11 protein-coding genes are annotated in these 13,095 nt (G+C 36.0%); 2 read left to right on the top strand and 9 right to left on the bottom strand.

The annotated features are described in order from the left end of the window. Window positions 1–10: 10 nt before the first annotated feature. A complete protein-coding gene (locus tag CWB60_RS19955; RefSeq protein ID WP_064385586.1) occupies window positions 11–718 on the bottom strand; it encodes a GntR family transcriptional regulator in 708 nt (235 codons plus the stop codon). 264 nt (window positions 719–982) lie between these two features. Here CWB60_RS19955 and rsmF point away from each other — a divergent pair, with 264 nt between their 5' ends. Beyond that, complete coding sequence (gene rsmF / locus CWB60_RS19960) at window positions 983–2,434, top strand: 16S rRNA (cytosine(1407)-C(5))-methyltransferase RsmF (RefSeq protein WP_138577708.1); 1,452 nt, start codon at window positions 983–985, stop codon at window positions 2,432–2,434. Between the two features lie 463 nt (window positions 2,435–2,897). After that, window positions 2,898–3,986 carry an acyltransferase family protein gene (locus tag CWB60_RS19965; protein WP_138577710.1) on the top strand — a complete coding sequence of 363 codons (1,089 nt, stop codon included), beginning with the start codon at window positions 2,898–2,900 and terminating at the stop codon, window positions 3,984–3,986. Between the two features lie 102 nt (window positions 3,987–4,088). Here the strand turns inward: CWB60_RS19965 and CWB60_RS19970 are convergent, their stop codons facing one another. The 8 genes from CWB60_RS19970 to CWB60_RS20005 form a co-directional block, all read right to left on the bottom strand. Continuing rightward, complete coding sequence (locus CWB60_RS19970; protein WP_138577712.1) at window positions 4,089–4,784, bottom strand: VpsP family polysaccharide biosynthesis protein; 696 nt, start codon at window positions 4,782–4,784, stop codon at window positions 4,089–4,091. After that, entirely contained in the window at window positions 4,777–5,505 is a 729-nt protein-coding gene (locus CWB60_RS19975; protein WP_138577714.1) for a tyrosine-protein phosphatase, read from the bottom strand. Before CWB60_RS19975 ends, CWB60_RS19970 begins: the two co-directional genes overlap by 8 nt. Before the next feature lie 13 nt (window positions 5,506–5,518). Next, window positions 5,519–7,732 carry a GumC family protein gene (locus CWB60_RS19980; RefSeq protein WP_096739742.1) on the bottom strand — a complete coding sequence of 738 codons (2,214 nt, stop codon included), beginning with the start codon at window positions 7,730–7,732 and terminating at the stop codon, window positions 5,519–5,521. A gap of 23 nt (window positions 7,733–7,755) precedes the next feature. Beyond that, on the bottom strand, window positions 7,756–8,274 hold the full coding sequence (locus tag CWB60_RS19985; protein WP_138577716.1) for a polysaccharide biosynthesis/export family protein: 519 nt from the start codon (window positions 8,272–8,274) through the stop codon (window positions 7,756–7,758). Further along, window positions 8,271–9,488 carry an outer membrane beta-barrel protein gene (locus CWB60_RS19990; protein ID WP_138577718.1) on the bottom strand — a complete coding sequence of 406 codons (1,218 nt, stop codon included), beginning with the start codon at window positions 9,486–9,488 and terminating at the stop codon, window positions 8,271–8,273. The genes CWB60_RS19985 and CWB60_RS19990 overlap by 4 nt, the downstream gene beginning before the upstream one ends. Then, window positions 9,472–10,875, bottom strand: coding sequence for an undecaprenyl-phosphate glucose phosphotransferase (locus tag CWB60_RS19995; RefSeq protein WP_138577720.1), 1,404 nt, complete (start codon window positions 10,873–10,875; stop codon window positions 9,472–9,474). Before CWB60_RS19995 ends, CWB60_RS19990 begins: the two co-directional genes overlap by 17 nt. 294 nt (window positions 10,876–11,169) lie before the next feature. Further along, the gene (locus CWB60_RS20000) at window positions 11,170–12,162 is read right to left on the bottom strand and encodes a glycosyltransferase family A protein (protein WP_171036171.1); all 993 of its coding nucleotides are present in this window, start codon (window positions 12,160–12,162) and stop codon (window positions 11,170–11,172) included. A gap of 51 nt (window positions 12,163–12,213) precedes the next feature. Beyond that, window positions 12,214–13,095, bottom strand: a complete 882-nt coding sequence (locus CWB60_RS20005; RefSeq protein ID WP_138577724.1) for a polysaccharide pyruvyl transferase family protein — start codon at window positions 13,093–13,095, stop codon at window positions 12,214–12,216.

Below are 13,095 nucleotides of genomic sequence, written 5' to 3' on the forward strand. Positions count from 1 at the left end.
CTTTTAGCTTTTAGCTTTTAGCAGAAAGTGTTGTTTTTTTATTCAACAAATCAAATTTGGTTTGAATATTTGCTTGCGATGCACTGATGTGTCGTTTCATCAGCATTTCAGCAAGTTCACCATCGTGGTTTTCTATCGCGTTAATAATGGCTAAGTGCTCGTCAAACGCTTTTGATACGCGCGGCCCTACCATGCCCATTTGTACACGGTACATACGTATTAATTGGTAAAGCTCGTTACATAACAAATGGATTAAATGGGCGTTTTTGCTGCCTTTAATAATGCGATAGTGAAAGTCTAAATCGCCCGCTTCTTGATAGTACGACTCCCCCTCTTTAACGCGCTGTGTTTGCAAATGTTGGTTAAGTAATTGCTTTAAGCCTTTAACTTCGTCAGCAGCCATATTGTCGGCAGCTAGCCTACATGCTAAGCCTTCAAGCGAGCTGCGTACTTGGTATACTTCAATTAAACGCTCTGCGGTTAGCGCCACTACTCGGCAACCTACATTGGCTTTACGCTCCACTAAGTAACAGCTTTCTAAGCGATTAAGCGCTTCTCTAAGCGTCGCACGGCTTACACCGTAGCGCTTTGCAAGCTCAGGCTCCGATATTTTGCTACCCTGCTGTATGCTGCCTTCTACTATTTCACGGCGCATATCAACAAACACTTGATCAGATGCTGTAGTAATAGGTGTATCGTTTAAAAAAGGTTGCGTCATGGCTTTATAAATAAATTGTCGACAATTGATGGGTTAACTATGTGCTTAATAAAAAAACATGTCAACCCCACCTAAGGTAAAAATGAGTAAAAAACACACTTATTGTCGACACTGTTAATCTAAAGTCGTATAAAATTGCTTTAACATTAAACTAAAAACACAATATGTCGACACACTAATAAATTATAAAGCCGCTATTTAACACTGAAATAGTGCGTTAAAAGTGCTAATATCGCGCTTTATTTTTAATGTACGAGCCAACGCGTGAACGCCAACACTTTTATTCCTGAGCATTTTATTGACGACGTAAAAACCTATTTACCTGCGCACCTCAATTTAGACGACTTTATAAACGCGTGCCGTCGCCCTCTCAGAAAATCTATTCGTGTAAATACATTAAAAATTAGCGTTGCCGAATTTAAACACCGTGCAGAGAAAAAAAACTGGCAACTTACACCAATACCTTGGTGTAGTGAGGGTTTTTGGCTAGAACGCCCAAGCGATGAAGAACAAAACTTAGCATTAGGCAATACCGACTTACATTTAAGCGGCGCCATGTACGTACAAGAGGCAAGCTCAATGCTGCCGCCTATGGCACTAAAACAAAGTATTGAAAGCTCAGATTTACAAGATAGTTACGTACTTGATATGGCATCAGCGCCTGGCTCTAAAACTTCGCAACTTGCCGCAATAATGAATAACCAAGGCGTACTTGTTGCCAACGAGCTTTCGTCATCACGCTTAAAAGTACTTAGCGCTACGCTTAAGCGTATGGGCGTTGGTAACTGTGCGCTTTCGCATTTTGATGGCGTCATATTTGGTAATTATATGTTTGAATGCTTTGATAGCATTTTGCTTGATGCACCCTGCTCTGGTGAAGGTACCGTACGTAAAGATGCCGACGCACTTAAAAACTGGTCAATAGAATCAAATATAGAAATTGCTCAAGTTCAAAAAGATTTAATCAAAAGCGCTTTTTACGCATTAAAACCAGGCGGTACATTGGTGTATTCAACCTGTACGCTTACCCCGCTCGAAAACCAACAAGTATGCGACTATCTACTGAATGAATTTGGCGACTATATTGAGCCGCAATCGCTAAGTGATTTATTTAAAGGGGCAGAAAAAGCCACAACCGCCGAGGGCTATTTACATGTGTGGCCGCAAACATTCGACAGTGAAGGCTTTTTTATCGCTAAGTATAAAAAACTCGCAAGCTGCAATAACCCAACCCAAAGCGTGAAAAAAGGTGCGTTTCCGTTTAACGAGTTTGATAAAAAACAAACCAGTTCTTTTATGAGCGAGCTTAAAAAACAGTTTGGCTTAAATGCGCTTCCAGGTAAGTTAATGCAGCGCGATAAAGAACTGTGGTTATTTCCTGATGGGTTTGAAGCCGTTCAAAACAAAATAAAATACGCACGTTTAGGTATTCAACTAGGTATTATTCATAAAAACGGCGTAAGACTAACTCACGAGTTTGCTACCGTTTTTGGTAATGAATGCAAAAGCAATACGTATGCTTTAACAAACGAGCAAGCAAACGACTACTTTAATGGTAAAGATATACGCCTAGAAGACGTTACAAAAGCCAGCGGCGAAGTAGTACTAACCTTATGTGGCTGCCCGATAGGACTAGGTAAATGGCAAAAGAATAGGATCAAAAACTCTTTGCCACGCGATCTTGTGCAAAATACCCAGTTAATAAGCTGGGCATAAAACACTCAACACAAAGGGTAACCTGTGCACAATATTATTAAGTCTTTGTTATCATTTGCGGTTAATAAACAAACAAAATTTAGAGTTTTGCAAATTAGTTAACTACAATTACAGGTACTTTCTTCTTCTCCCTAAGAATTGCGAAAGTGTATTTAGTTAGCGCAAGGCTCAACTAAGAGCCATTTGTAGCCCAGAGCTGATGACAATGGCTCTGGGCGTTTTCTCAAGAGTGGTTTACTTAGTTTAATATTAATCATAGGCCCTCTTGATTGATTCAACCTAACCTACTCCCCTCAAGAAGTTAACCCGACCTTAAGTAAACATTGTTAAGTATTGACTTATAATTTAGAAATATTTTCAATATGCTTAGAGATAAGTTTTATATAATCTTTTTAAAATTAGTTATATAGTAACTTTAAATAGGGTTTTATTCCGTAGGCGGATCACTTTAAAGGACTAAGTTTTGAAAAAAAGATTTGAAGCACTTGATTCATTTAGGGGCATTTGTGCAATCTCAGTCGTGATTTTTCACATGCACTTTGTTAACTCAATAACTGAATTGGATTTTTTTAGAGGTAGTGCAATATTTGTAGAGTTCTTTTTTATTTTAAGTGGCTTTGTTTTGGCACATAGCTACGGCGAAAAGAAAGATCTAAATTTTAACGCATTCATTAAAGCCCGTTTTTTTCGCATATATCCACTACATATATTTATGTTAGCTATATTTATCCTTCTAGAGCTTGGGAAGTTATTTGCCTATAAACTAGGAGGAATTTCATTTAATAATTTACCTTTTACAAATGACACATCAGTTGAACAAATTCTCCCTAACCTACTATTGATACACTCTTGGACTCCTTTTAGTGACCCTCTAAGCTTTAACTACCCATCATGGAGTATAAGTATAGAATTCTATAGTTATGTTTTGCTCTTTTTTACTATAGCCTTTTTTAAAACCAGTAAGTCCATTGTTTGGTTCTGTATATCAGCTATCGCTTTCAGCCTTATATATTTTAAATCGGATATATTAGTAGAGAGTGTTTTGAAAGGGTTATCTTGCTTTTTTGGTGGTACTGTAATTTATTTACTTTTCAAAAAATCTTCACATTTTAAATTCCCCCCTGCATTAGCTACAGTAATAGAACTATTACTCTTATTTCTGATAGTCCAAGTCGTGATTGTTAACTTTAAATATAAATCCTTAATTGCTCCAATACTATTCTTATTAACTGTATTATTTTTTGCATATGAAGCAGGCTTACTATCAAAATTTTTAAAACTTAATGCTTTTCAAACTATAGGCAAGCTATCTTACTCAATATATATGACCCATGCGGCAATATTATTCATTTTGACTTCGATAGGTATAATTATTCAAAAAATAACAGGGATAAATGTAGCGCCAACTATAAGCTCACAACGGTACTTAGACTTAGGAGGAGCGGAAGTTAACAATGTATTTATTTTACTTACATTGGCTGTAATTATTTATATTTCGAAAATAACTTACAATACCATAGAAAAAAAAGGCCTAGCTTTAAATAAAAAGTAATTTTTTATAATACAAAACAATAGCTTAGACACAGCTCTATATGATTTTAGAAATTAATAACTCTTGTTAAAATTGATAAGCTTATCTTGAAATTATTAGTACTCATTTACAATACATTCCAAATGTGGAACTTTTTTTCACAGATTTGAATTCACTTCCAAACTGTAGTGACATGCACAATAATGTTACTTTATTAATTTGGTTCGCAATTTCAAAAAGTTGTTCGAGCTTCTCATCATATTGCGCAGCTAAATTTAACTCATTCATATATTGAGCTTTGAAATTAGGAGGAAGTTGAGGCCAATTAATTAATGCTATCTGAATGATGCCTGATCTTACTTCAAACTTATAAGGGCCCGTTTTTTTAGCTTGATCTATATACCTTAATACTCGCTGAGAAAGCCCTTCTTGACTACTGACTACTTTTGCAAGTTCAATCCACGTTTCAGACCAAGCTTGTCTATTTTGAAGTGAAGTTAAAAGCGCGTGTTCAATATCATTGAAAGAATATGACATATCCTCACTTTTCATATCCTTTAAAGTCAATCCAAGCATTTTTACATAAGCGCTGAGGTGCCAATAATGTGCCTGAGTAGGCTCAAGCTTTAAAGCTAAGTTAATTGCATCATCAGCAAACTTTAGCTCTGCAGGAGTCATTAATGCTTTAGACTGCTTTAGAGTATTGACAGCCTTAAAATACCACACATTAGCACGCATGCTATTTACGCTCTCAATGCTAATAACAAGTATTATAATACCAAGGAGAAAAATATTAACTAACTGCTTGGTCTTAGCCATTAAACAACGTGCTCGTTAAGTGTTTTGGATTATTTACGAATAAATCTTCCGCTTTGTCCTCACCCAATAATTGTTTCACTATTTTTTTTGCATTGCTTAATATGGGTGGACGTCTTTTGATTGAGTGTGCATCGGATGCTATATACCGTACTAAGTTATTTTCGAGCATATTAATACTAATCGCTTTTGCACTTTCGCCCCAGGCCCCCTCTAAACTTGAAGCGGTTAACTGAAAGTCGCATCCTAATTGATTTAATCGTTCAATATAAAAGGGGTTTGCTTGAATCTCTCTATTGCGCTCTGGGTGAGGAATAATGACTTTAATACCTTGCTTTGCAAGCCAATTAATGAACTTATCATAACCTTGCGGTACATGTGAGTGAGGTAGTTCCAATAATATATAATTATCAGAACCAAGAGAGCCAATAAACGGTAGCTTATTTGATAAAACCAATGCCATTAGCTCAATATCAAGCCTAACCTCTGCAGCAACTGCCAGCTGCATTTTGATACCTGCTGCCAAAGCCCCTGCCTTTAATTTTGCAATATCAGTATAAAGGTGGGAAACCGAATTATCAAAACGCCCAATATGAATATGCGGTGTGGCCACCATGTGCGTTATGCCGTCATCTTGAGCCACTTTCAAAAGAGCTAAAGACTCTTGTAAATCTTTAGCGCCGTCATCTAGACCAGGCAAAATATGTGAATGGATATCAAACATACGCGATCACCTACTAAGAACTTGATTGAGCTGGCTTTTGCGAATAATCGTAATAATCGTAATACCCATGGCTGTGCTCATCTTTTCTTTTACTAATATCAACTTGGTTTAATACTATTCCAGCAACATGGGCCTTAGCTTCAAATAAACGCTCAACCCCAGCCTTAATTGGTTTGATGCGTGTAACATCAGATTTAACAACGTAAATAACAGAGTCAGAACTTTTAGCAATTACTAAAGCATCACTTACCGCTTGTGTTGGTGGAGTATCAATTATTATGTGGTCATATTTTGTTTTTAATACCTCAAGCACTTCATTAAAACGTTGGCTAGATAAAAGCTCAAGCGGATTAGCTGGAATTTGTCCGCTCGGCATAATAGCCACACCAGACTGCCCATCTACATGTACGCACTCGCTAAAATGCTCTGTACCTACTATTAAGTTACTCAAGCCGGGGTGGAATACAGGGATATCAAAGCGCTTCGCGATACTTGGTTTACGTAAATCCGCATCAATTAATAACACTTTACCCATCTGCGCTAATGACATTGCTAAATTAGCTGAGGTCGTCGTTTTACCTTCACCGGGAGTGCTTGACGTGATTGCAATTACTTTAAGTTCACGATCAAGCTGAGTTAACAGTAAGCTTGTACGAAAAGTACGAACTGATTCAGCAAAAAGTCTGTATTTTTCATCTAAATATGCATGAATAGGAAAAGTACTTTTCCTAGGTGTTTTCACATGAGGTAGTAAGCCTAACATGCGCTGAGCAATTTTATCTTCTACATCACTTTTTGTTTTTACAGTATCGTTTAACGCATCAAATACAAAACTCATTACAGCAGCAAAACAAAAGCTACCAACAAAAGATAAAATAATAATTAATTTTTTATTCGGTTTTGATGGACTGTTCGGAGCGTATGCTTTATCTGTAAAGCGAGCGGCAGCCGAGCTAAAATCGCTTGTAACTTCAGTTTCTTTCGAACGAGATAAAAACGTGTTAAATATATTGCGGTTAGTCTCTACCTCACGTTTTAATTGATTATATTTTGTTTCTTTACGAGTGATGTCTTGGTATTCAGCGCGTATTTTTATCAAATCACGCTCAAGTGCGCTTACTGTACGCGTTATACGATTGAGTTCCTTTTCAATACCAGTAACAAGCCCTTTAATTTGCTTATTGAGGTTACTCTTAACGGTAGCAAGTTCTGCTTTTGCGGAGATTATTTTAGGGTGCTTTGGCCCATACACTTCACCTAATTCACTTAGCTTTCTCTCAACAATAACAACGTCTCGTTTTACATTTTGTATGACTTGGTGCGAAGTAATTTCGGGCATACTTCCTAATAACTCTAAATTATTATTGCCATATTCACTAATTACTCGATTGATACTTTGTAAATTATTTTTTTCATTACGAGCAACTATTAATTGCTGTGATATTTGTTCTAGCTCTTGTGTTGCAAGCCCAGCTATACCTTCAATATCCACTAGCTCTTGCTGCTCACGGTAAGCTTGCAGACGTACTTCAGAGTCATCTAACTGAATACGTAATTGAGATAATCGGGTGTTCAACCAACTGGAAGCCTGCTGTGTGATTCCCATTTTAGCTCGCATTTGACTATCTATATACACTTGCCCAACAGTATTGGCCACCAGCGCTGCTAACTTAGGGTCGCTCGATTCAAAGCTGACACGTACCAATTGTGTATTTCGAATTGGAGATACTGACAAGCGTGATTTAAAAGCCCCTAATAAGCTTAGCATTTCACGTTCGGCTTGCTCATCAGACGAGTAAATAGTGGCTTCTTTTTTATTAATGGGTAAATATGGTTTTAACTCTTGTTTTATTAGTGTCTTTAATTGATTGAAAGCGCTAGGCTTAGCTATAAAGTCTGGATGGCTTTTTAACTCAAGCTTGCGGATAACTTCGCGAGCGATACTATCTGACTTTATTACTTCAAATTGTGTGAGGTAGTATTCTTTTTGATTAGAGTCGAGTCCATATATTTCTTCAAAGCTAACTGCCTTAGCTTGTTCAGCCTCAATAAGTAGCGTAGCTGTTGCAATATATTTTGGTACTAAAGTGAAAGTTATCATGATCGTGAGCAAAGTAATCACACTAGCAAAACTCATAATGCGCCATTTTGCACGCATAACTACTTTTAAATAGGAGCCTAAATCAATAATATCTTCATTATTATTTTTTTCATTTATTTCGTTCATTCATTACTGCCTTGTAAACTGCTTTAAAACAAGCGTTGTTCTATTTTAATTGTATCGCCCGCTGCAATTTGGCTGTTTAAATTTCCCTTTTGTTGCTGCTGTTTTGTTTGCTCTTTAAATATAAAAATTTTATCGACAGATGCTCGCTCAGTTAAGCCGCCAGCAAGTGCTATAGCTTGATTCACAGTCATAGCAGGTTGATAAGGGTAAGCACCAGGATTTTTAACTTCACCATGAATATAGAAGGGTCTGTACTGAATTACTTGTACATAAACATTGGGGTTAACTAGATAATTTGGGCGTAAACCTTTAGCAATTACATGTTCAACCTCTGAGGTATTAAGTCCTGAAAGCGTTACTTTTCCTAAAAACGGATAATTAACCTCCCCGCTATTGCCAAGGAGTGCTGTCACCGTTAAGTCAGGTTCGCCGAATACCTTAATTTCTACTTTATCACCAGCACCTAAGACATAATTTTTGTCACTTTGGGCAAAGCAAACATTACAAACTAGAGATAGTACTAAAAAAAAAACAAACTTCATTTATTAGCCTTTAATGCAAATGTAAAATTAATTCCTACAGTTACTCTGTCATATTCAATTAAATATTGACTAGAGTTTTTATCAACAAAGTCTACGTATGTGGAAACCATACCAAATTTATTTGCCATATAACTTATACCCAAGCGAAGATTTTTAGTTTTATCTTCTCGGCCAATGTTTCCTGTATACTGTTCATTCATATAACTAACTCTAGCAAGTGAGCTTAGTTTATTGCTCCAATCATGACTCCAGTCCACACCATATAGACTTTCTTTAATATAATCCCCTTGCACAAGAGGATCCTTTGCTGAACGACTGGTTCTTAATTGCAGCGTAGAATAACTAAGCGGTTTCCAACTGACAGAAGCCTCCCAGCTTAAACCACTAAAACTCTCACGCTCATTAGCTTCAAAGTCTTTATTCTGATAACCTAACTTGAATGTTCCTGAAGTTATTGCTGAAGCGTCCCACTGTATGCCTCCAAGAATTTTCAGGTCGTTGCTATCTCTCGTTACACCACTACTGGCTAATACGTCATAACGATAGTTTTCTTGTTTAGCCTCTATAAACATTCGAGTAGCTGCTTGAGTATTATAATAACCAGTAATACCAACTAAATATTTATCGTAGTCGCGATATTGTGAGAGCTCTCTAAAATTTTGATATTCTTTACTGAAATACCCCCCCTCAAATGCAATTAACGCTTTGGCGCTTTGCGCACCATATTCGTAACGAGCAGAAGCATTTTTCAATTGATACTTTACTAACTCATCAATATCATCACCAAGACCTTCTGTTAAACCACGACCCCTCTTTTCATATAGCCAATCTATATTACCTTTCATATCAAGACGCTGTTTACTGGTAAACTCTTTATGGATAGCTGTTCCAATATTTACTTGAGTATAATTATCGAGCGAATCTTTATTATGTAATGCGCTATGCGTGCCAATATCTAATTTATAGCTATCAGGTCCGTCTTCAATTGCAGCTTTTAAATTTGGATCAAAAGTCCAAATTAGGCGTGACTTTTCATCTTCTGGCGTACTGAAAAAGTTATTATTACTGCTGAAGCCGGTCTGAATGGTCGGTGTTATTTTGACTCCACTTTCAGTTATAATACTACCATGTGAAAAGCTAGCAATTGCTGGCAAAGCTAAAAACAGGTTGAAAAAGGTAACTACAAATAAAAGTGTTTTAATATGCATTTGCATTTTTGAACCCTTTAAAAATTGTCATAAAAATAATTTTTATATCTAACCAAAGCGACCAATGTTTAATATAGTGCAGGTCAAATTCAACACGTTTTTCCATTTTATTTAGGGTATCAGTTTCGCCTCGCCAGCCATTTATTTGTGCCCAACCTGTAATACCAGGCTTAGCTTTGTGACGTAACATATAAAACTCTACTTTTTTACGATATTCCTCATTATGCGCAACAGCGTGAGGCCGAGGCCCCACGATAGACATATCGCCTTTTAATACATTTATAAATTGGGGAAGCTCATCTAAACTAGTACGACGTAAAAAGCTGCCCAGTGGCGTGATACGAGCATCATTTTTTTTAGCTTGAGTAACCACATCACTGTTTTCTGTAACACTCATAGAGCGAAACTTCCATACCTTTATCTTTCTGCCATCGAGGCCATAGCGATCTTGTTTAAAAATAACAGGTCCTTGAGATGTTAGTTTTACTGCTAGTGCTAGAGCAATTAGCAAAGGAGAAATAAGCATCAAAATCAACACCGCAACTACTATGTCTTCAGTACGCTTGATAAACTCTCGTGCTCCTATAAAGGGAGATTCAAACACACTTAGTGTATCAAGCTCTCCAACATGTTCAATTCGCGCGTGTATCAAGTTAGAAACTAAAAAATCTGGAATAATATGTACATCAACCGTAGTGTCGCCCAACTGTAACAATATATCAGCAATTCGCTTATCTGCTTTCATTGGTAGTGCAATATATAAAACACCTATATCTCCATTGCGGGCAGCACTTACAGCATCTTGCACTTTCCCTGACACTTCGTATTTAATCGAGTTCTCAAATAAACGTTCTGGTTTTCGGTCGTCGTAAAAGCCTAAGAACCTGAATCCTAATTCATCATTTTTGTTGATCTCATTATATAGGTGAACGGCTGACTCAGTAGCCCCAACAATTGCAACGTTACGTAAATTGATCCCTAACTTTCTCCTATTTCTTTTAAATAAATATGCTGCCAGCCGCCAACCATACATAAATGTTACACTTAGAAGAAACCATAACCCGAGGCCTATTCTAGAAAGCGAGTCGGAGAATTTAAATATAAAAGAAACTAAAAGTAGAAATAAGAATGAGATAAATAAAGCCCCACAAGCACACATTACCATGGTTCTAAACTTCCCTGCACGCCATGACCTGTATGCAGATAAAATTTCAGCGAAATATAAAAAACTCAATGCTACTGTCAATGCAGTAACCATGTATATAGGAGTAAGGTCAATTCCGTAGAATAAAACAGAGAATTGAAAAGCAATAAATAATGCAAAAATGTCGAATAATCGATAAAAATTAGCATCTGAAGAGCCAGTTGGTTTAAATGTCCTTGAAGATGTCATACTATTAATCCTTATAGATATCTTGAAGTGAGAATGCTTACAAAAGCGTAAATTATGTTATATGAGTATATTCAAAGATTCAATAATACAATCCAGTTATACGTGAATTAAAATAATAAATCAGCATACATACAAAATAAAAATAAATATAAACTAAGCTAAACAAAGTTAAACAAATCTTTCATTCAAAATTCTATTTAGCTTAAAATAAACTAATATTTATAAACGTTTTACAAACAAAACTTCTTCACCTTACCCAGAGCCTGCCACCATATTATATTAAAAATCACATTTTCATTTTAATATAAAGTTAAATAACCTTAGGGGTAATAAAATTAAGGTAGCTGGACTCGTCCTAAATATTTTAATCAACAACCCTTTATTTAAACCTTTACCAGTAATTACATGCTTTACTAATAAATATGAATATTGTTCTTCAAGTCGAGAAACATTAGATTTAACAATTTTTTTCTGGTTACAATTTAAATTAAAGTGCGTATAGATTTTTCTATAAAATAAAGCTTCGTATCCGATCCTGCTTGCAGCTTCTTTCTTTGACCAGTCAAATGAATCAAAAAATATGTTCACTCCTCTACCACAATAAACACCTTTTTTAAAAGAAAATACAACCTTATTAGAGCTATTTACCAGCTGTAACCAAAGAAAATAATCCTCTCCTGCACTAAGTAATGACTCATCAAAACGGTGATCTTTGAGGTTATCAAATTTATACACTACACTTGAAGTTTGGCTTATATAATATTTTAGAAACAAGCTAAAACAATCCTCACCACTGAGTATTGCAAGCTCTTTTTCTTTATGAATATTGTATTCTTTGCAAGCTCTATCAAAATCATTAAAACAGCCAACTTCTTTAAATAAAGAATGCTCGGAGTCAAAGCGACTATGATCTGAAAAATAAAAATCAGCATTGTCTGCACACAATGCTTTGATTGCAGTCTCTATATGAAAGTCTAACCAACAATCATCTGAATCTAAAAATGAAACCACTGATATATTCTGTTCACTTAGATAATCAAGGGCTAGGTTCCTAGCCGCAGCAGGACCTTGGTTATGTTGCTCGATAACCTTTAGAGTACAGTTTTGAGGTAATATTAACTCATTAACTTCACTTAGTGCTTTAATAGGTGAACCATCATCTACGATAGTAATTATGAATTTTACACCGACAACTTTTTGCTTAAAAATTGAATTCAGCGCATTGAATAAAAGTCCATTTTCTTTTTGATAAAAAGGAATAACAACTCCTACATTTACTATATCCATTATATATTCCTTTATATTACAGCCCATATGAATTCTATTTTAATACTAATTTTATATTATTAAATCACAATACTGTGATAACTTACTCAAAGCCATATCAGCTTTTAACTCAAATATTTTATCATCACTTAACTGGCCACCCGTTTTAGCTAACTTCAACAATTTATCGCTGGCATTATCAATGTAATATTTGTCTGTAAAACTCAAAACTTTAGCGAATTGTCTACTTCGTTTACCAGCCCCTAGCTTACCGGTCATTTGAGACCATGTGTCCTTGATAGATGAACTTGGCATTTGGCTAAACTCTAAATTTATATCCAGTGATTCAGCCCAGTCGAACCATTTATTATGGTGTATCGGAAGTATTGGCTTTAGTGCAACCCAAGGTACCCTTAATGTGTCAGCTAAAATAGTCCCATGCATTGCTTCAGTAATAAGTAATTCAGTTTTGTCTATTTCACTTAAGGAAAATAAAACATCAGGGTTTGTAGGATCTATAAAATTTATGCCCGCATGTGTACAAACTTCCTGCCAATTTCCACGGGTTATGCTTTCATAATGCGGCATAAAACTAACCTTATACTTTTTACTCTGTTTAGGTAGCTGCATAAAGTGCGTTAATATTGCGGCATCGGTAATTGCTAAAGAAGGGTTTATATTTAAAGCTGCAGCAGTCCTTGGCCCTCTTACAAACGCAATATCCCAACTGCTATCATGGACGTCTGGTTTTGGGGTATAACCACCATAACCTGAGCCCATCACTATTTTTTTTGGTTTCTTAGGTAAGTAATCCCACAAAATAGAGCCAATACCTAAAAATAGCTTTGAGTCGTCTTCATCAAAAAAGCTAGGTGAAACTAGCGAATCCCACATATATTTATTTAGCTCATCACCGAAGTTAGGTACGTGACCTGAAAAATAGGTTAATTTCAC

This window comes from Pseudoalteromonas sp. S327 (assembly GCF_005886415.1).
GTDB classification, from domain to species: domain Bacteria; phylum Pseudomonadota; class Gammaproteobacteria; order Enterobacterales; family Alteromonadaceae; genus Pseudoalteromonas; species Pseudoalteromonas atlantica.

Bases quoted from the DNA above. Each gene is read 5' to 3' on its own strand.
- CWB60_RS19955 (WP_064385586.1), bottom strand. From the start codon at position 718: ATGACGCAACCTTTTTTAAACGATACACCTATTACTACAGCATCTGAT.
- CWB60_RS19970 (WP_138577712.1), bottom strand. From the start codon at position 4,784: ATGGCTAAGACCAAGCAGTTAGTTAATATTTTTCTCCTTGGTATTATA.
- CWB60_RS19975 (WP_138577714.1), bottom strand. From the start codon at position 5,505: ATGTTTGATATCCATTCACATATTTTGCCTGGTCTAGATGACGGCGCT.
- CWB60_RS19980 (WP_096739742.1), bottom strand. From the start codon at position 7,732: ATGAACGAAATAAATGAAAAAAATAATAATGAAGATATTATTGATTTA.
- CWB60_RS19985 (WP_138577716.1), bottom strand. From the start codon at position 8,274: ATGAAGTTTGTTTTTTTTTTAGTACTATCTCTAGTTTGTAATGTTTGC.
- CWB60_RS19990 (WP_138577718.1), bottom strand. From the start codon at position 9,488: ATGCAAATGCATATTAAAACACTTTTATTTGTAGTTACCTTTTTCAAC.
- CWB60_RS19995 (WP_138577720.1), bottom strand. From the start codon at position 10,875: ATGACATCTTCAAGGACATTTAAACCAACTGGCTCTTCAGATGCTAAT.
- CWB60_RS20000 (WP_171036171.1), bottom strand. From the start codon at position 12,162: ATGGATATAGTAAATGTAGGAGTTGTTATTCCTTTTTATCAAAAAGAA.